The sequence below is a fragment of the Phycisphaeraceae bacterium genome, assembly GCA_020639155.1.
In the GTDB taxonomy this organism is placed as follows: domain Bacteria; phylum Planctomycetota; class Phycisphaerae; order Phycisphaerales; family UBA1924; genus JACKHF01.
Window position 1 is genome coordinate 1,787,721 of record JACKHF010000001.1, and the last position, 19,281, is coordinate 1,807,001.

A 19,281-nucleotide genomic window follows, 5' to 3' on the forward strand; every position below is an offset into this window, starting at 1 on the left:
TGTCTGTTTGTGCTGGAATGAGATCTATTCAGAGTTTTGGATCAAGCCACTTCTATTTGGATCCCAAATCTTGTACAATGCGTAAGAGGATGTTTGAGCGTTGCATCATGTTTGCTGCGGCGTTGTCGTGTACCCAATCGGCGTGTCCTTGAGCCAATCGGCAAGAACATTGCTGAACATTTGGAAAGAAAGAGGATGAGCATGAATAAGCGAGCATCGATTGTTGGCCTGTTGCTTCCCGCTGCAGCTGCATTGGCACAGCCCATCACCATCACACAGTCCACAATCCCCGATCTTGTCAACGTTGGGAGTTCTGTTGCCTGTGCAACAGATCCCGCAGTCACACCTCAGCAGACCGATGAGAATGGGTTCATTCGCTCGTTTGATCTGACCCAGTTCCTGACAGCAGGAAATGATCTGCAGATCACCTCGATCGATTTCGGTGTTGAAGCCGCCGTGCATCCGGACACATTCCAGACGGTGACAGTGAATCTCTTTGTTGATCCGGCTCCCGCATCACCGATTGTGTATACCGGACTGCAGTTGGTGTCATCGTACACGGTGCTTGTCTTTGATTCGCAGGAAGTCATTGTCAATGCTCCGCTGACTACACCTGTGCAGGTGTGCGGCAAGAGCACGCTTGTTGTCGAAGTCACAACACCCGACTATACCACGCTGTTCCCAACCGAAAATGCATTATTCTTCATCGGTTCCAATCCATTTGGACAAACAGCGCCGAGCTTCATCCGAGCACCCGGCTGCGGCGCAGCAAATCCAACAGATTTGGCTTCACTGAGCTTCCCCAATATGCACATCTGCATGTCGGTGAATGGAAATCAGGTGGCGTCAACAATGTGCACCGCAGGACCCTGCTATGCCGACTGTGATACAAGTGGCACACTGAACATCTTCGACTACATCTGCTACGGCAACGAGTATGCATCAGGCACCAGCTACGCAGATTGCGACGGCAGCGGCTCACTGAACATCTTTGACTACATCTGCTACGGCAACGAGTATGCCGCAGGTTGCCCGTAAGACTTCGCTGGCTTGAAGTACTTTGATACTTCTTCGAACACCGCACTCACGACTGGGTGCGGTGCTTTTCTTTGTCAACAATGTGCCAAAGCAGATAACGAACTGCAAACTCGGACCTTGGGCTTCGATGCCGGAGAATCTTCTGTGCAGTCTGGCCTTCAAACTTCAAGGGAATCGATTTTTTCAGTTGCTCCGGGAACGCGATTGCCCATTTTTTCGGATAGGCTTTGCTGGGCTTGATGGGGAAGAGTTTCGGCCATTCTTGCCATGTTGCGCACACACATTGAACTGATATTTAGGAGAACTGGAGTGGACTGCACAAAGACACATGCTCGATTCGTTGCTGCACTCGTCGCTGTTTCAGGAGCTGCGCTTGGAGTTATTCCAACAGCGCTCGCCGAGAGCACACCCACCGATCCAGCGATCCATTTGCGTACCGGCGATATTGATACCTCGATTGCAAAGTCCGCGGCAATGCTTGCGCAGCACGCAGGTGTGCATACGCTTGGGAAGCACTATGTCATCCAGTTGGATGGTCCGATGAATCCGATGTACCAGTCACTCTTGAAGGATGCTGGTGTGAAGGTGCTTGACTATCTGCCGACAAATGCATGGGTTGTTTCCCTTGGTCGTGCAAACGCAGAGAAAGTAGCGAAGCTGGATTTCGTTCGCTGGTTTGATGAGTACCAAGCTGCATGGAAGATCGATCCCGAAGTTGGTGTGCGTGGCTTTTCCAGCGCCGAACGTATGCAGATGCAGCAGTTCGGTCGAGCGGCCCTGACTGTTGTCTTCTTTGACGATGCTCCTCAGGTGGAGATTGATGCTGCGTTCGGCACCATCGACAATGTGGCGGTGTTCCACTCCAGTGTGATTGGTGGGAACACGACAGTGAGTATCGAGATCGACATTGCCAACATCGATGCGCTTGCAGCAAATCAATGGGTGCAGTACATCGAGGAATCTTCGGACATCTCGCTGCGCAACGATACCAATGCATGGATCGTGCAGAGCAATGTTCCCGGTTTTACACCATTGTGGGATGCTGGCCTCCACGGTGAGGACCAGATCCTCGGCTTGCTCGACGGTGCGCTGGATCGGAATCACTGCTCGTTCAGTGATATAAACCCCATCGGCCCGACACACCGCAAGATCGTGGCTTACAACACATCGTTTGGTGCTAATACGCACGGTACGCATGTCGGCGGAACAGCTGTTGGTGATGCTGGTGTGAACAACGCAACGCGTGGCATCGCGTATCTCGGCAAGCTCGCGTACAACGGTATCCCGAGCTTTAATGAAAATGCTGTGAAGACAGCACTCACGACACATCATGGTCAGGGTGCTCGTGTGCACACAAACTCATGGGGTGATGATGGCACGACGGCGTACAACTCACTCTGCCGCGGTTTTGACGACTTCCAGTGGATGAATGAGGACAGCTTTATCTGTCTCGCGGTGACAAACACCAGCACGCTAAAGAATCCCGAGAATGCGAAGAACATGCTCTCGTGTGGTGCCTCCGAAGACACACCGAATCAGGGATCTCACTGCACCGCGGGTGTTGGGCCAACGTCCGATGGTCGTCGCAAGCCCGAGTTGTATGCGCCGGGATGCAACACGCAATCCGCAGCTGCAAACACGTCATGCGGCATTGCAGGATTGACGGGCACGTCGATGGCAACGCCAGCGATTGCAGGTACTGCGATGCTTGTGCGCCAGTACTACATGGAAGGATACCACGTTGCGGGTATTCCTGATCCGAGTTCCGGGTTCACTCCGTCAGCTGCGCTCATCAAGGCAACGCTGCTGAACTCGTCTGTTGACATGACCGGTATTGCCGGTTTCCCGTCCAACCTTGAGGGCTGGGGACGTGTGCTGGCAGACAATGCGTTGTACTTCCTTGGCGATACGCGCAAGCTTGACTTTGTTGATGTGCGGAATGCACAGGGGCTTACAACGGGTGGCGATGTGAGTTCGACAATCAACGTCATCGACAATACCGAACCGCTTCGTGTCACACTGGCATGGATGGAGCCTGCTGCAACATCTGGTGCAGCGCAGGCTTGGATCAACGATCTGAATCTTGAGGTCGTTGCACCCAGCGGCACCGTGTACAAGGGCAATGTGTTTGCATCAGGTCAGAGCACCACTGGCGGTACGGCAGATGATCGAAACAATGTTGAGATGGTGCATGTGATCAGCCCAGAGGTTGGTGAGTGGACATTGCGCGTGTCTGCAACTGCTGTGAATCAGGGGCCGCAGGGCTATTCGCTCGTGTCATCGGGCGCCATCGAGAGTGGCCCAGTGCCGCTGACAGTGTCGATTACTACCAGCGTGCCGACAATCCGTCTGCCCAATACCCCGCTCGATCTGAACGTGCTGGTGAAGCCCGGTGAGGATCAGCTTGTGAACGGGTCTGCAAAGTTCTTCTACCGTCTTGACGGTGGTAGCTATGTGGAGTCGGCGCTGACCTTCGTGAGTGGTGAGATGTGGTCGGCAACAGTGCCCGGAGCAGATTGTGGACAGATGCCGGAGTTTTACGTGCAGGCTGAGGGTGTGAACACCGGCGTTCGGACCGCTCCCTTCGGAGCACCAGCAAACGCGTATTCCTACAACATTGGCGAGTTTGTGACAAATGTTGCGATGTCGGAGAGCTTTGAGAGCGGACTGCCAACAGGCTGGACCGCGACCGGATTCTGGAATGTCACCTCTTCATGCGCGCCGAGTTCGCCGTGTGATGGCTCGAGCTTTGCATACTACGGTCAAACAGGTACATGCAACTTCAACAACGGTTCGCAGAACAGCGGTTTGCTCTCGCGTTCGATTGCTCTCCCCAGTGTGCCCAGTGGCGGCGTGCTGACGCTGAAGTACTGCTCGAATCTGGAAACAGAGGACAACTCAAGCTACGACCAGGCCCGTGTGCGCATCAACGGAAACGATGTTGATACACCGAGTGAAACCAACCAGTGGGAGACTCGGAGTGTTGATCTGACGCAGTTTGCAGGCCAGACAGTGACTCTTGGGTTTAACTTTGACACGATCGACAGCATTCAGAACGACTTCCGTGGCTGGCAGATCGACAACATCGTTATTGAAGCGACGAACTTTGAGTGCTCGGCCTGTTATGCCGATTGCGATGGCAGTGGTGCACTCAATGTGTTCGACTACATCTGCTTCGGCAATGCATATGCTGCGAACGATCCGTATGCGGATTGCGACGGCAGCGGATCGTTGAACGTGTTTGACTACATCTGTTTCGGCAATGCGTACGCGGCGGGCTGCCCGTAAACGTTTGTGGTTGCATGAAACAATCGCCCCGGATAGTGTGTGCTATCCGGGGCGATCTTGTCTTTGAACGGTCACTGTCAGTTGGTGTCAGCGATTTTTCCACGCATTGAGCACCTCGGTTTCGCGCTGTGGAGTCATACCTGAACGCATCGTGCCCTCTGCTTTGTTCCTCGCGACGCGGCCTTCACGGGCAGGATCATCGGGCTGGTTCTTGTACCATGCGAGCGTGTCGATGGTCGTCTGCGCTACTGGTCTGAATGTAAGCCCCGCCTGTGTTGCTGCTGCGTTTGACATGGTGCCGATGCCAGCGAAATCTCCACGCGCAGGTATCCACAACGGCATGTCCGACCACATCTGCACATTGTGTTGTTGAAGAAAATCGGCATCTGCCCATATGAGGTTCGCTGGTGTATTGGTAGATGATTTGCATGCAGTGATGAACTCGGACATAGGCAGTTGGTAGTGTGGGCCAAGCGCATTGAAGACACCGGAGGATTTGTTTTCAGCGAGATGGATGATCCACTTTGCAAGATCTCGTACGTCGATAAACTGTACGCGGTCTGTTCCATCTCCGGGGCACAGCACATCGCCGCCGCGATCAAGCCTGACAGGCCAGTATGAGAACCGATCAGTATTATCGCGCGGGCCAACGATAAGCCCCGGGCGTACATTTGCGACGCGTCCCGGCATGATTTGCTCGGCGGCCTGCTCGCAATAGGCTTTGAGTGCGCCGTAGTTCGCAGCGTTCCGGAAGTCAGCGTTCTCAGGATCGTCCAGTGTTGCAACAGGCGCAGACTCATCCATATTCTCGTGCGCCCGATCGCCGTACACCGACACTGTTGAGACGAAAATGTAGTGCTTGATACGGCTTTGGAGCAGTCCGGCGCTTGCTCGCACCTCGCGGGGGTGGTACCCGGATGTGTCGATCACACAGTCCCACTCGCCCTGTGCGAGTGCGGTGATACCTTCCAGCGGATCTGCGGTGCGCCTGTCCCCTTCAAGATGCTCGACTTCATCCACAAAGAGATGGGTGTTGGTTCTTCCGCGATTAAACAATGTGACGTGATGACCGCGTGCAAGGGCGTGGTTGACCGTGTGCGGTCCAAGGAATCCGGTGCCGCCAAGGAAAAGAAGGCGAAGTTGCTTGTTTGAGGGGGTGGGTTCGAGTGGTTCCAGTCCTTCGTCAGGCTGGTCGCGGTTGCGCTGTTGCTGGGCACGTGCAGTCGCAATCGCAGGAGATGTAGGCATGCCCATAAGTGGGGCGCTCGCTGCTCCTGCAACGCCTGCAACGAGCACCTTTCGACGAGTCGTGTCCATGGTCGTCTCCTTTCAAAACAAAGCGTGTAAGGAAGCACAAGCATACGCATTGAGTATACGACAAGTGTCGGAGAAGCTATTCCGTGTACTGAGAAGGAGTTCTCAGTGTGAGACTGGGTATCGCGTCGAAGACGAGACCTTGGGCTTGGCCACAGTGTGTGCAGGGAGGTAGATAGTCATCGTGGTCCCCTTGCCGACAACAGAGGTGCAAGTGATGGAACCCTTGTGATCCATAATGATGCCATACACGACGGAAAGACCCAGCCCGGTGCCTTTGTGCGGTGTCTTGGTCGTAAAGAATGGATCAAAGATGCGGTTGATATGTTCGGGTGCGATACCTGTTCCGGTATCTGAGCAGGTCAGCATAAACTGGTTGTTTAGGTGCTTGGGGCGCGACAGAGAAATTGTGACTGTTCCGCCCTCGGGCATCCCATCACGTGAGTTGAGCATCAGATTGATGATCATCATGTGCATTTGGGATTCATTGGCAAAGACGATGAACTCCTCGTTTTCCGGTATGTGCAACTCAACTCCGACGGACTTCAGCTGAGCATTGGTCAGCATCTGAACAGATCGCTCGATAATGTCACTCAGGTCAACCGGATTCTTGCTGAGCGTGTCATTGCGTGAAAACGCAAGCAGTGAACCGGTGATGCCCAGTGCCTGTTCGGTCACATTTGAGATGTTTCCAAGTGTCTGCCGGGCAGGGTGCTCAGAACCGAGTTGCGATATAGCAAGGCTTGTGTTGGCGCGAATTGCAAACATCAAACTATTAAAATCATGGGCGATACCGCTCGCAAGGGTGCCTACGGCTTCCAGTTTATGGGAGTGTCGTAACTCTGATTCGAGTTTGGCATTGTGTTCTTCCGCTTTGACACGCTCGTCAATCACATGCTGGAGTTCTCGATTGTGCAAGCGTGCAGATCGAAGACGGAGCCGGTGCAACCCGAAGAGCAGTGTGCACCCGGTCAGAATACAGCTACCCATAAACCATGCGGTTTCATAAAAAAATGGCTGGACTGTAAAAACGATTGAAGCGCCTTTTTCATTCCAGATGCCGTGGTTGTTTGAAGCAATGACACGAAACGTGTATGTGCCGGGATCGAGATTTTCGATTGTGACCGATCGCTGGTTGCCAGCGTCAATCCAGTCCTCGTCTCGCCCTTCGACTTTGTACCTGAATCGATTTCGTTGAGGTTCTTCAAAGCTGGTAGCAGAGTATTTTACATTGATTCTTCGGCTTTGTGGCGGGATAACAATATCGGTATTCATGTCATACGCCGTTTCACTAGCAGTAAATGTGTCAATAAAGACACCCGGAACGCAGGTGTTGATATGTACGTTCGTTGTGTCGATTGCTATGGCATTCTGAATTGTTCCAAACCAGACTTTGCCGTCGGGATCAAGCCAGCCTCCATTGTGGTTGCCCTCTCCGGTCTTGTACCAAACACCCTGGATGTAATCCAGTTTTCCGGTAGCACATGCCATTGCGTCTTCCAACGACATGCGAAAGGCGCCGAGATTTGTGTTGATCCACAGGTGTCCAGAATCATCTTCAAGCACTTTCTGCAGCGCATTGCTTGGAAGTCCATTTTCTGTTGTGATATGTTTTAGCACAGCTCCATTATTATTGTAATATACAAGCCCCGCATCGTATGTTGCAATCCAAACAATACCTTTGGCATCGACGTAGATAGACCGGATGCTGCCTACGAGCTCATTGTTGACATACTGATGAATCATGAGCCTGTCACTGGCATACGTTCCAGCCTTGTTTCTCGCGCCGAGCCAGATGCCATGCTTCCTGTATTCAATGATGTCGCGTATGGGACCATCATCTGTGGTTAACCGTCTTGAGCCATCAACTAGAGTTGGCTTCCACGTGTCCGGATCGATTGTGTACGCAAGACCCTCCGTTCCAGACCAGATTCGGCCAGTCGAGTCTGTGTAAAGTGAATAGACTTCGGAATCGAGTTTGCACACTGTGCCTGTAGCTATATTTTGAACAAAGCGATCATATCCGAGCACAAGATCTCCCGACGCCGTCGACGTAACTGTTCGCGCTGGACGATCGTGTATCTTTGTGATATTCAGCCTGGGCGTGGTTTCGTCCAGACGGTAGGTGCCCTTTGATGTTCCAATCACGGGTCTATTGTTTGCATCTCCATGAACTGCCAGCACAGCTGCATTGTTGATATTGAATGATGTGTAGTTGCTTGCAACAAACTGCCAGAGTCCATGCAGCGTTGTTCCTGCCCATACAGAGCCTTCCCTGTCCTCAAACAGTGTGAGTACCTCAACATCTTTGAGAATCAGGGTTCCACTTGAAGGGGTCTCCAGATACGAGGTAAGCGATGGGTACACCCGAACTCCATCTTCCTTGCTGCACGTCCAGAAATATCCGCGCGAGTCGATCATGACAGTTGACGCATCGACAGAGATGTGCTGCACATCAAACTTCTCGGATGTCTCACGAACGATGAGTGCGAAGTGTGCCTTTGCAAATGTAAAGTTCAGACTGCCATCGGCATTGTGGGTGATTTGTGCTGGCAGACTTAGGCGCGTGTCAGGAGTTGTGATCTGCAGAGGCATAAACAGATCGTTTTGGATATATCCGATCTGGGTTGCGCTTACCCATACGCGACCGGTTGCGTCTGAAGCGAGCGACACCTTGTTTGCGCCTTCTGAGATAGTGTCAAAGCCAAAGATTCTTTGCAACTCACCATCAACAATCTTGCAAACGGATTGATTTGTTGCACACCAGAGTGTGCCATCGCTGTCTTGTGTTATCTGTCTGACATTGCTCTGATTCCGATAGTTTGTAAACTCGCCATGCTCATGCTTTGCGTACCTGTTGTTCTCGAACTCCGCCCAGATTGTGCCATCGAGAAGTGCGGCGATGCCCACGGCCCGGTTGCTTCGCACATCTTCGCTCGCAACATCGAACACCTTAAACGTGTCGCCATCAAACCGAACAAGTCCACCGAACGTACTCAGCCATATGTACCCGTCGGTCGATTGTGCAATGTCGTTGACCGTTGTCTGGGGCAAGCCGTCACGGATGGTCCAGTTTCTCTTTTCAAACTGTATTGTATTGACTTGCGGTGTATCGATAGATTGCCCATACACGGTTGCAGCAAAGAAGAGTGCGAAAAGCAACTGAATGCTCAAAACGCACGTCCATACAAATCGATCGGAGGTTTGTGTCGACTCAACTGAACTCATACCTTTGTTCGGGTGGAACTGTTATGGCGAAACCAGTCCCTCGCGCACAGCCCATCGTGTCAGATCCACTCTGTTTCGGCACTCAGTCTTTGTTAGCGCGCTGCTGATGTGTACGTCAACCGTTTTGGGAGATCGGAATATCTGGTTGGCGATTTCGCTGTTGGTCAGGCCCTGGGCAACAAGCCTGACAATGTGGAGTTCACGCGGAGAGAGGCTGAGAATTCCGAGGTGTGATCCAGACTCACTTCGCATGTGTTCAAATCGAGTGCGCACCTCATCAGAGTACATCGCGTGTCCTGCAGCAACAGCGTGTACTGCAGAAACGACGGCTTCAGCGGGTTCATTTTTCGTCAGGAATCCGGCAACGTTCTTCTGATTTGCTCGGAAGATATGTGAATCGGTTGCGAATGCGGTGAGCACGATGACACGTGTGTTTGAGAGCGTCGAAATGGCCTCGTAAACCGCTTCAAGCGGATCACCAGAAGGCATTTCGAGGTCGACAACAATAACGGTTGGCTGAGAGCGACGGATCATTGATCGGATCTGAGCTGTGTCAGAAATCTCAGCAACAACCTGAACTCCTGACGATGCTCGCAGCAATGCTGCAAGTGCGTCAGTCAGAACCTTATGGTCATCTATCAGTGCGACACGGACTTTCCCAGCCATACCCATCCTCGACTGGATTGTATCGTGTTGTAGTGCCAGTTGCATCCGAAATCCTTTCCAGGTACCGATTTCCGCATGTTTGGGTACTGGAAGATATGGTATCGGATTTTGAACGCATATGCGTGCAGTATGTGTTGGAACAGCCCGATCCGCATAGAGCTTGTGAGAGTACAGTTTGAATTTGTCGAGCAATGTTATAGGTAAATCTACCTAAAAATCTCTACTGCACGATGTGTTTATGCGACAATGACTTGAGATCCGAGGGGGCAGTATCCGCGTGTAGATCTTGCACGATGATGAGTCGGGCTTGTACATGTAATATGGCCCAGTGGTCATCGATCCATTTACCTTCACAAAGAACTGAAAGCTGCACAGATTTGGTCCGGGTCAACTACGGGTACTGGCTTCGGAGCATGGTTCAGAGTTCTTTGCACTTTGCCGGTCCAACGAAGCTGACATGTGCGGATAGCGTGAGCTGATCTGGAAGTGAGAAGAAGTGGAGCGGAGGAGGGTCGAACTCCCGACCTCATCATTGCGAACGATGCGCTCTACCAACTGAGCTACCGCCCCATCGTGGATTGTTATTCGCTGGAGTCGAGCCCAAGCGAAGCATGCGGTCCGATCGTACCGCTACTGGTCGCGGTTTTCACGTGCTCGCGGATGCACCATGACCAACGGGAATGCCGATGCTTGTGCGTGCAAGGAGATTCTAGCCCAGATGCCGGTACTTCTCGGCCCTTTGAGTGCTGTTCGGCTTGGAATCTGTTCAATAGTGCAATGTTTGTCGTGTCCCAGCAGTGATAGAGTCTTGTCATGCCAAGTTTCAGATACACAGCACTTGATGCCACCGGTCGCGAGATTGCCGGTGTACTTGATGCTGCATCGGAACAGGCACTTCTGAACGAGTTGGAGTCCCGGTCACTGACGCCAGTATCGCTCGCAGCCAAGGCATCAGCCATGGATCGCGGACAAAGAGCATTGCCTACACGAAAGCTCGGGCTTGCCTATACCCAACTTGCCGACTTGCTCAATGCGGGTGTGCCAATCCTTCGTGGGCTCCATCTGCTTGGCAGATCGAAGTCACGCTCCCGGTTTACAAGAGTCTTCCGGCAGGTGGCTGATAATGTCGGAGAAGGTTCGGATCTTGCTGATGCGATGGAGAGCACCAAGGGCGCCTTCCCGCGTATCCATGTTGCGATGGTGCGTGCGGGTGAAAAGGGCGGATTCCTTGAGCAGGTGCTTGGCAAACTCGGCGCGTTCGTTGAACGCCAGGCAGATTTTCGTGCCAAGGTCATTGGAAGCCTGACATATCCCGCGGTGCTGGTGGTCATTGGGGGCAGCGTGATGACCGCGATTCTCGGGGTTTTCGTGCCGATGTTTCGTGAGTTGTTCGAGTCACAGCCGAACCTGCCCTCGATTACGGAGCTGGTCTTTGCTGCGTCCGATGTTGTGACAAAGTACGCGTTCTTTGCGATCATCGCGCTCGCGATACTGGCTGTGGGGTTGTGGCGAGGATTGAAAGACTACCGCGTTCGGCGTGTGATCGATATCGGTTTAACAAAGGTGTACGTGCTCGGGCCGATCGTGCGATCGCTGGCAGCTGCACGGTTCTGCAGGATGCTCGGCACAATGCTGGGCAACGGCGTTCCCATGCTTGCTGCAATGACCATCGCGAAGGATGCAGCCGGCAACGTGCTTCTCGAAGAAACGATCGAAGATGCGACCGAAGCGGTTCGCGCGGGCGATCCATTAGTCGGCCCGCTCCAGAAGAGCGGATTGTTCGGTGATGATGTGATAGAGATGATCGATGTTGCTGAAAACGCAAACAATCTCGATACCATGCTGGTGACAATTGCGGACACGATTGAGAAACGGGTCGACCGACTTTTGAACAGTGCGGTGAAACTCGTCGAGCCACTGCTGCTGGTTGTGATCGCATCATGTGTTGTCGTTGTTGCTGCAGCGCTTCTCTTGCCGATGGTGGAGATGAGCGGCAACGTGTAAATGGGGATCGGCTGGGAAACCTGTCCGCAGATATACAGAGCTGTTTGTTCGGATTTTGAACGCATATTTCGGATACAGATTCGGTGAAGTCTTTGGCTGGGATCAGGCTGATCTTGGCTGAAAGCAGGTGTTGCGTGGAACAAGCACCTATGCTAGTATGTACAAGCTAACTTCTGGTGGTTCTCATCAGAAGCGTTTGGACACGCAGGATGCGCCACGTTGAGGCAACGGCAACGTTCAGGGGGTAGATTCCCGGGAACGTGGCGTCTTTCTGACACGAATCGATATCCGCATGCTTGGTGCTGTGCTGGAGAGACTCCTGTCACACATCGAGATTAAAGGGGCAGGGTTTCTCAGCATTCAGTATCGACACAGCGGAGCATAGACCATGGACATCACACGCAGTACACGGGCACCTCGTATCACACGCACAACCCGAGGCGCATTCACGATTGTCGAAGTCATGATCGTGCTTGCGATCGTGCTGGTGCTGGCTGGTCTTGTCGGTGTGAAGCTGTTTGCACAGCGTGATAAAGCAAACATCAAGATCACCCAGCAGCAGATGGCGCAGATCAAGGATGCTATCAAACTCTTCAAACTTGACTTTGAGCGCGTTCCCAATGACGAGGAGGGCATCGCGGTGCTCTGGGACAAAGAGATGCTCGATGCCGAATCTGATATTGAACTCTACACAAAGGGTGGGTATCTCGATGCAAAGAAGGAGACCGACCACTGGGGCAGTGAGTGGGGCTATGAGACCTACGAGGATGAGTCATCAGGCGAACTGACATATCGACTCTGGTCGTTTGGGCCCGACAGGGAGGATGGTACCGAAGACGATGTTCGTCCGGTCGGTGAGAAAGACGACGAGGAGTCCGGGTTCGGTTCGGATGGTGGTATTGATAGCGGCGGTGAGTGAGTGCTGGAGCTGCGCGGTAGACGCAGCGGCAACTTTCAGGAGCATAGCAGCATGCAACGGCGAGCATTCACGATCATCGAACTCATGATCGTGCTCGTGTTGTTGCTTGCACTCTCGGCGATCGCGATGCCATCCCTCTGGTCGCGTGTTTCGAAGGAGCGTGTGTCAAACGTCACACGAGCAGTCACGGATGCAGCAACGGACTGCCGAACCCGTGCGATGAAAACGGGCAACCCTGTTGCACTGATCGCAGTGTCCGAGCAGGCCGATTCGCGTGAACGTGCGCGCACAACATGGAACATTGTGCAGGTGGACTGGGATCCGGAGCGTCCCGACGCGTGGCTGACTGTCATCGAAGCGACGCGCGAGGCAGATTCGTCAGAACTTCTCATGGCAGCAGCTGAGGAAGACGCGGTTTCGGGTGAGCGCGAGCCTTTGGACATTGTCATGACACTGGACGACGAGTGGCAGCCGTTTGGGAGCAGTTCGCGACAGATGCTGCTCGAACAGGCGCACGAGATGCATTTGGATGCCTTGTCAGGAAGGTCATTGGGTGCTGCGGATGAAGCAGCGATGGGATCGATCAGTTCCGGTATTGGCGGACTTGCGGATGTTGAAACGATCAGCGGCGCGATTGCGGTGTTTCTGTCCGATGGCACCGCACTGCCCGGACCGGTGAGTGTGTTCTCATACAACAACGAGGTCGTGTACGACGTCATCGTCGGTGCGTGGTCCGGTGTTGTGACACTGGAACGTGCAGAGCTCGAGGAAGACGGCGACGAACTGCTTGCGCCGTTTGACAGCGAGCCCGACCCGATTGGAGGGCGCACGCCATGATGCACGCGAGCGCACGTCGGGGTTCGGTGCTGCTTGAGATCGTGATTTCGGTTGCGCTGTTTATCGCAGCGGGACTGACGATCTTCGGTTCGGTTCGGCAGTCTTTGCGAAGCGCAGAGGGCGCGGATGTGCGTGCGCAGGCGGTCGATCTCGCATCGACCGCGATGGCGATGCTTGAAGCGGGGCTTGCAACACCCGAGATGCTCAACGGTCCCGCGCTTCGCACGATGGAGCACATCGAGGACGCGAGCGCGCTCGCGGGCGAGTATTCCGATGCGCCGATGCCGGAGTCCGAGAGCGAGTTTGATGATGAGATGCTTGGGTTTGAGGCGCAGGCGACCATCCCGTCAGTCGAGCAGCGACTCGCGAGCACCATGTGGTCGCTTGAAATCGCGGCGGAACGATCGGAGTTTCCCGGGTTGCATCTCGTGACTGTGCGTTCGGTGAAGTACGCAACTCTCGATATGGATGAGGTCGAGGCATCGTTCGAGCTGACGCAGCTTGTTCGTCTCGCGCCTGATGCGCAGGATATCGTCGGCGAGGATGGACTCAACGAACTCGCAGCACCCTCTGGCAGCAGTGGGGGTGGACTGTGAGGACACATGCCCGTTATCGCGCAGCATTCACGCTGATCGAGGTCATCATCTCGCTGGCAATGCTGGTGCTGCTGTCGGGTGTCTTGATGGGATTCCTCTGGAATCTTGCGAAGGATCGGCGCGCGGTCGTGAACATCCTGCAGGTGCAGCGCACCGCTGATGTGTTGTTTGATCGACTCGCGAGCGATCTGACGAGTGCCGTTGCAACAAGCGGTAGTGGTGCTGGGATCAACGGTCGCGCGACGAGTCTGACGATCGTCTCTCGTGGTGTGTTTGTGACAGCGCCCGGTGCAACCGCGCAGCAGGGTGATGCGCAGACGATGACCGTCGAGTTCATTGAGGGCACGGGCGAGATCACGCTCGTACGCAACGCTGGAGCCAGCGGCGCGGGCTCGCCCGAGATTCTGTCCGATCGCATTGCGCAGGTTCGCTTCAGATATCACGACGGATCAAGCTGGCGTACGAGTTTCAACAGCCAGTCGGCAGCGAATCTGCCCGTCGCGGTTGAGGTTGCGGTGTGGTTCCTCAGTCCCGGCGCTGATCCGATCATTCCGATTCCGGAGGATCCGTCGCTACTGACCGAAGAGGAAGTGCGGGAACTGGAAGAGCAGTACGGCCCGAACTGGATGGACGAGATCCTGCTGTCTGAGGAGGAAGAAGAACTCAAGCCGGAGCATGAGCGTGAGCCCGATCGCATCCGTGTGTTGATCGTGCCCGATGGGCCGTCGGGCACATGGAGTGCCTTTGGAAGCGCGTATGACAGCGGTGACTTTGATGATGGGGGGAGCGAATGAGCACGCACCTCCACATATCATCCCATAGTGCGCGTGAGCGCGGCATCGTTCTGGTGCTGACGCTGCTTGTTATCACCATCGCCGCGTTAATCGGCACGACGGTGCTGGTCGCGTCGCAGGCAGAACTTGGCACGACGCAGCGAGTGACGGAGCGCACTCGCTCGCGGGCGCTAGCGTGGTCGGGTGTGCAGGCAGCGATGGCAGAACTCTCTCAGCAGCGAGAGGAACTGCTCGACGGATTCGAGCCAAACCTTACGCCGGAAGCTGTTGTGTTCGAACTCGGTGACGGATTCCAGGGCGTGTTCAGGCTGGTCGAGATTGGGCCCGAGGGCGAACTTGCGGTCAGCGAAAACGCGAAACTCGATCTGAACGTGACCAGCGAAGATGTGTTGGCAAAGATCGAAGCGATTGGGCCGAGCTTCGCGTCGGAGATAGTCAAGCATCGTGATTCGTCGCCGTTTGTCAGCACGCACGACCTGCTGAACGTGAAGGGTGTGTCGTACGACACATTTGCAGGCGATGCGGTTGGCGGTTCATCGTTTGACGCGATGATGGACGTGCCCGTCGCGAGCTTCGGGTCGAGTGACTTTGGCGATCTTGGCGGTTCACTCCCGCTGGCGCAACTCGTGACAGTGTTCAGCTTTGACCCGAACATCCAGGCTGGGATCGGGCGCAGGAGCAGCGACACGCGAGGCGATTTGCGACTGAACCTCAATCAGGAGTGGACAGAAGAGCTGGGTAGGGAGGCTGAGAAACGCTTTGGACCTGACGGCGCCAACGCAGTCAAAGCGATCATGGAGTCTGACCGCGAACTTAAGACGATGGCTGACGTTGCGCGTCTACTGATCGATCTCGGGAATATGGGTGAAGGGTTGTCGCCGGACGACTGGCGCGGCGCCCTTGATGCGGTGACCACAACGTCGGACTGGTTCCTTCCGGGTCGGGTCGACATCAACCACGCCCCGAAGGAAGTGCTCGCAGCGCTGCCGGGTCTGGATGCAGACAAAGCCGAGCAGATCGCGAGCATGCGCGAGCGTCTGGACGAGGACACCCTCCAGTCGCCGTATTGGCTGATTGAGCACGACATCATCACGGTGGAGGAGATTCCCCAACTGATCGACCACATCACGACGCGCTCGATGCAATGGCGCATCCGCGTAGAAGCTGGGATCAAGCGTGCGACCGAGCCCGGTGAGGAGGCGACGGACGAGTTCGGGATGCTGCTGAATGACTTGGACGATCTCAGCCAGCGGGTGGTTTACGAGGCTGTGATTGATGTTGGATCTCAGCAGCCTCGGGTTGCATATTTGCGTGATGTAACACAACTTGACCTTGCAACGTCATGGGCGAATCTGGTAGGCTATGGCACAGACGGATTGGAGTTTGATAGGGAATCGGGTTTTGACCAAGACCTTCACGACGGTATGGGAGATGCTGGGAACGGTGCAGATTCTGGGACGGAACTTGAAACCGATAACAGTCGATCAGCCGATGTAAACAACGATCGAAGCAGTTCTGATACGAACGGGTCTGATCGATCTGCAGCAAACAGCAGCGAGCGTCGTTCAGATTCTGGTAACAACCGATCAAACATGGAAGCTGATGAACCGGCTGAGGGTTCATCCAGTACTGGATCACGTGGGGCCGATTCTGGTGACAACCGGATCGGCCGATGGACGACGCACGCACCAAAGGTGAAAGACTCGGGAGGTTCGCAATAGCACCATTACGCGACACATCCCGTTCAGCTAAGGCTCATCAGGCTGGTTCGAAGCGCGCAGTGAAGCTGCCGTTCGCAAGTCGTTCGTCGGCCAAGCAAGCTGCTGTGCCGAAGTCCATCGCTGTTGATTCGTCTGCAGCACATCGTGTGTCTTCACGACAGCTTTATATTGACCTCGCTGCTGATGATGCGGTTGTGCTGGATGTGAAGCGGAAGGGATCCGGGGTTGAGGTTGTCTCATTCTCTCATCTGAGCCGCCCTGAAACGATCGATCCTGCGAACGCTGCGAAAGTTGGTGCGTGGATCAAGGATGAACTTGCTTCGCGCGACGGGGCTGTGCATCCGGTCAGCTTTGCATGTCGAAGGCATGATGCGATCCTCAAGCGGATTGATCTGACCGGGGCAGCAGGGAAGAAGGAGTTGCAACTAGCACCGATGGTGACGCTGCAGATGTCGCGTCATCTGCCATTCCCGATGGTGGGGTCGGCACTTGACTATGTGCCGCTGGACTCGCAGTTTGAATCGAATGCAGCATCCGTGCGTCTCATGGGTGCGGTGCTCCCTGCAGAGCGGCTGCGTTTCTTGCATGATGTCGCGCATGAGATCAGCGGCAAAAACGATCCGGAATCGATTGGTTTGCACGCTGCTGGAGCATGGGCGCTGCTTGCTGAAAAATCTCGTGCAACTGACGGCGCAGTGCTTGGTATCGCGATCGGCGTGCAGAGCAGTTCCATTGTTGTACTCGAAGCAGGCAGGATGATGTTTGTGCGCGGCGTGGATGTCGGAATTGATCGAGAGCTAAACCAGATTGATGCTGGTGTGCTCGCTTTGGAAGCCAAACGCACATGGATGGGGTATAGAGCGATTCCCGATGCGAAGGAGATTTCGCACGCGTTTGTGCTCGGTGAGGACGACGTTGTTTCATCGGTGACTACGTCGGTTGCAGCGTCGCTGAATGTGCCGACAGAGACGGTGCACGCTCCGGCATCGGTCAAGTTTGCTGACGAGTTGACACCCGGCCAGCGGACGGTGGCGCTGCCCATCGCGGGGTTGGCAATCGAGTCGGAACTTGGTGTTCGCAGCTTTGACTTTGTGCATCCTCGCAAGGCACCCGACATGACGCAGGTGCGCAGGCAGCGTCTGCTGCTCGGTGTGCTTGGTCTTATCGCGATCGTTGGTGGTATTGGTGTGTTCCTGAGCATGGAACTCGATGATCTGCGCGATCAGGTTGCTGTCACACAGCAGAAGATGAAAACGACGCAGGACAAGTTCATCGAGGCGTCGCTTGCTGATGCGCGATTGCAGCATATCGAGCACTGGCGAGAGTCACGTGTGGACTGGCTTGCGCACCTCGAGCAGATCGGTTCGGGTGTGCCAGCTGCGCCCGATGCGCTACTCGACGAATGGCGTGGCCAGATGGCTGCTGCTGCAGTGTTTACACCGAAGGGCAGGAGCTTCTTTGGTGGGACGTGGTCAAGCAAGAAGCGTGCTGATTTCTATATCGCTGGGCCAGTGAAGACCCCGTCGATTGTGCAGGTGCTCCGCGATCATCTGATCGAGTTTGGTGTGTATGGCGTCAAGTCTAACGGTCCTGACGGAAATCCGAAGTTCAGCATTGATCTCACTTCCGCCGACGAGAAGCCGGTTGTTGCAGCACCCGAGAACGACACGACACTGATAGCACCAAATGGGATTGAGGCGCCCGTCATCGCAAAGAACGATGCATCAACAAATCAACCTGCTGCGACCGATGCGCAGTCTGCTTCGGAAGGAGCCGAGGCGCAATGACACGTAGGAACACATACATACTGGCGTGCTCGTCTGCCATAGCCGTGCTGGTTGTGGGATGGTTGATGTACTCATCGATGTACGCAGGTCCGCGCGCGGATCTTGTTCATCGCCTCGACACAATGAACGGCACGATCTCGCGTCAGAGCGCAGAGACACGGAAGCTCAACAGGGCTGAAAAATCGCTCAAGGAAATCGCAGCGACAACGCTGGGAGGCTCATATGAAATCGTCGACCATCGGCTGAAGACGTTGCTCATGGAGATCGGTACCCAGAACGGGTTGGTTGATCCGAAGATTTCGAGCCGGAATCCCCAGGCTCGACGCAACCCGGCCAGCGAGGCCCGCGAGCCCAAGGAGATCACGCGCCAGCTCAAGGACCAGTTCGACTTCTCTGTTGTTTCAGCAACATTTGAGGCGCAAGGTCCGCTTGAATCGGTGCTTCGTGTGGCAGAAACCATCGGCATCCAGCCTTGGGCCCATCGGGTCGATGTGCTTGACATCAAGCCGGTAAACACCGAACGCAAAGCGTTTCTGCTCGTTCTCAGTCTCCAGACCATCCTGATGCCGGATCTGGTGGCGGCGGATGTGCCAATGCCCGATCTTGTCTCAATTTCAAGTGATCGTGATGCGAATGTGGTTCGGGTTGCTGCAAGCAGCCCGTTCCTGCTTCCTCCGCCCAAGGTCGAGCCCAAAGCCGTCGAGACCCCGAAGCCGCAGCGAAATGATCCACCTCGTCCAGTGGATCCCGAAGAGAAGTTCCGCGCATGGCGTGTGACCGGTGTTGTTCGCAGGCCGGGTCCGGTTATGGAAGCGTGGCTAATCAACACGAAGAACAACAGCACTCGTGTGCTTCAGGTTGGAGAGAAGGTTGCAGGTGCAACACTGGTCGAAGCTTCGGCCGACGTTGCGGTATTTGAGGTCGAGGGCGCGCGATATGACGTGCGCGTGGGTCAGTCGGTTGCGGAAAGAACTCCACACGATGACTGATCTGGGAAAGAGAGACGCTCTATAGTTCACCGGTGGTGTTTCGGCGTGAGGCACGCGGAGCACAAAGGGACAAAGCGGTGGTGGACTCGGTAGCACGCGT

At 54.8% G+C, this 19,281-nt stretch carries 13 protein-coding genes and 1 tRNA gene; 10 read left to right on the top strand and 4 right to left on the bottom strand.

Annotated elements, in window-relative coordinates; all coding sequences use genetic code 11:
• The first annotated feature begins 201 nt into the window (after window positions 1-201).
• The gene (locus H6815_07615) at window positions 202-1,038 is read left to right on the top strand and encodes a hypothetical protein (protein ID MCB9860309.1); all 837 of its coding nucleotides are present in this window, start codon (window positions 202-204) and stop codon (window positions 1,036-1,038) included.
• Between the two features lie 309 nt (window positions 1,039-1,347).
• Window positions 1,348-4,326, top strand: coding sequence for a S8 family serine peptidase (locus H6815_07620; protein ID MCB9860310.1), 2,979 nt, complete (start codon window positions 1,348-1,350; stop codon window positions 4,324-4,326).
• Between the two features lie 87 nt (window positions 4,327-4,413).
• On the opposite strand, the gene H6815_07625 is transcribed toward H6815_07620, so the two are convergent.
• From H6815_07625 to H6815_07640, 4 genes are all read right to left on the bottom strand, one after another.
• Window positions 4,414-5,643: an NAD-dependent epimerase/dehydratase family protein gene (locus H6815_07625; protein ID MCB9860311.1), complete on the bottom strand. Its 1,230-nt coding sequence runs from the start codon at window positions 5,641-5,643 to the stop codon at window positions 4,414-4,416.
• Window positions 5,644-5,745: 102 nt separating this feature from the next.
• Window positions 5,746-8,868: a hypothetical protein gene (locus H6815_07630; GenBank protein ID MCB9860312.1), complete on the bottom strand. Its 3,123-nt coding sequence runs from the start codon at window positions 8,866-8,868 to the stop codon at window positions 5,746-5,748.
• A gap of 21 nt (window positions 8,869-8,889) precedes the next feature.
• Window positions 8,890-9,534 carry a response regulator transcription factor gene (locus H6815_07635; protein MCB9860313.1) on the bottom strand — a complete coding sequence of 215 codons (645 nt, stop codon included), beginning with the start codon at window positions 9,532-9,534 and terminating at the stop codon, window positions 8,890-8,892.
• 497 nt (window positions 9,535-10,031) lie between these two features.
• A tRNA-Ala gene (locus H6815_07640) sits at window positions 10,032-10,104 on the bottom strand.
• A gap of 243 nt (window positions 10,105-10,347) precedes the next feature.
• On the opposite strand from H6815_07640, the gene H6815_07645 reads away from it, so the two are divergent.
• The 8 genes from H6815_07645 to H6815_07680 all read left to right on the top strand — a co-directional run bounded on the left by H6815_07645 (window position 10,348) and on the right by H6815_07680 (window position 19,181).
• Window positions 10,348-11,538: a type II secretion system F family protein gene (locus H6815_07645; protein MCB9860314.1), complete on the top strand. Its 1,191-nt coding sequence runs from the start codon at window positions 10,348-10,350 to the stop codon at window positions 11,536-11,538.
• A gap of 388 nt (window positions 11,539-11,926) precedes the next feature.
• A complete protein-coding gene (locus tag H6815_07650; protein ID MCB9860315.1) occupies window positions 11,927-12,457 on the top strand; it encodes a type II secretion system protein GspG in 531 nt (176 codons plus the stop codon).
• Window positions 12,458-12,508: 51 nt separating this feature from the next.
• Window positions 12,509-13,294 carry a prepilin-type N-terminal cleavage/methylation domain-containing protein gene (locus H6815_07655; protein ID MCB9860316.1) on the top strand — a complete coding sequence of 262 codons (786 nt, stop codon included), beginning with the start codon at window positions 12,509-12,511 and terminating at the stop codon, window positions 13,292-13,294.
• Window positions 13,291-13,890 carry a hypothetical protein gene (locus tag H6815_07660; GenBank protein ID MCB9860317.1) on the top strand — a complete coding sequence of 200 codons (600 nt, stop codon included), beginning with the start codon at window positions 13,291-13,293 and terminating at the stop codon, window positions 13,888-13,890. The genes H6815_07655 and H6815_07660 overlap by 4 nt, the downstream gene beginning before the upstream one ends.
• On the top strand, window positions 13,887-14,684 hold the full coding sequence (locus tag H6815_07665; GenBank protein MCB9860318.1) for a type II secretion system protein: 798 nt from the start codon (window positions 13,887-13,889) through the stop codon (window positions 14,682-14,684). The genes H6815_07660 and H6815_07665 overlap by 4 nt, the downstream gene beginning before the upstream one ends.
• Window positions 14,681-16,405 carry a helix-hairpin-helix domain-containing protein gene (locus H6815_07670; protein ID MCB9860319.1) on the top strand — a complete coding sequence of 575 codons (1,725 nt, stop codon included), beginning with the start codon at window positions 14,681-14,683 and terminating at the stop codon, window positions 16,403-16,405. Before H6815_07665 ends, H6815_07670 begins: the two co-directional genes overlap by 4 nt.
• A complete protein-coding gene (locus H6815_07675; protein MCB9860320.1) occupies window positions 16,357-18,192 on the top strand; it encodes a hypothetical protein in 1,836 nt (611 codons plus the stop codon). Before H6815_07670 ends, H6815_07675 begins: the two co-directional genes overlap by 49 nt.
• Window positions 18,189-19,181 carry a hypothetical protein gene (locus H6815_07680; GenBank protein ID MCB9860321.1) on the top strand — a complete coding sequence of 331 codons (993 nt, stop codon included), beginning with the start codon at window positions 18,189-18,191 and terminating at the stop codon, window positions 19,179-19,181. Before H6815_07675 ends, H6815_07680 begins: the two co-directional genes overlap by 4 nt.
• The last annotated feature ends 100 nt before the right edge of the window (window positions 19,182-19,281 follow it).

What these genes read in the sequence shown, in the direction of transcription:
- H6815_07630 (MCB9860312.1), bottom strand. Translation starts at nt 8,868, where the DNA reads ATGAGTTCAGTTGAGTCGACACAAACCTCCGATCGATTTGTATGGACG.
- H6815_07645 (MCB9860314.1), top strand. Translation starts at nt 10,348, where the DNA reads ATGCCAAGTTTCAGATACACAGCACTTGATGCCACCGGTCGCGAGATT.
- H6815_07655 (MCB9860316.1), top strand. Translation starts at nt 12,509, where the DNA reads ATGCAACGGCGAGCATTCACGATCATCGAACTCATGATCGTGCTCGTG.
- H6815_07650 (MCB9860315.1), top strand. Translation starts at nt 11,927, where the DNA reads ATGGACATCACACGCAGTACACGGGCACCTCGTATCACACGCACAACC.
- H6815_07625 (MCB9860311.1), bottom strand. Translation starts at nt 5,643, where the DNA reads ATGGACACGACTCGTCGAAAGGTGCTCGTTGCAGGCGTTGCAGGAGCA.
- H6815_07680 (MCB9860321.1), top strand. Translation starts at nt 18,189, where the DNA reads ATGACACGTAGGAACACATACATACTGGCGTGCTCGTCTGCCATAGCC.
- H6815_07615 (MCB9860309.1), top strand. Translation starts at nt 202, where the DNA reads ATGAATAAGCGAGCATCGATTGTTGGCCTGTTGCTTCCCGCTGCAGCT.
- H6815_07675 (MCB9860320.1), top strand. Translation starts at nt 16,357, where the DNA reads ATGGACGACGCACGCACCAAAGGTGAAAGACTCGGGAGGTTCGCAATA.
- H6815_07670 (MCB9860319.1), top strand. Translation starts at nt 14,681, where the DNA reads ATGAGCACGCACCTCCACATATCATCCCATAGTGCGCGTGAGCGCGGC.
- H6815_07635 (MCB9860313.1), bottom strand. Translation starts at nt 9,534, where the DNA reads ATGGCTGGGAAAGTCCGTGTCGCACTGATAGATGACCATAAGGTTCTG.
- H6815_07660 (MCB9860317.1), top strand. Translation starts at nt 13,291, where the DNA reads ATGATGCACGCGAGCGCACGTCGGGGTTCGGTGCTGCTTGAGATCGTG.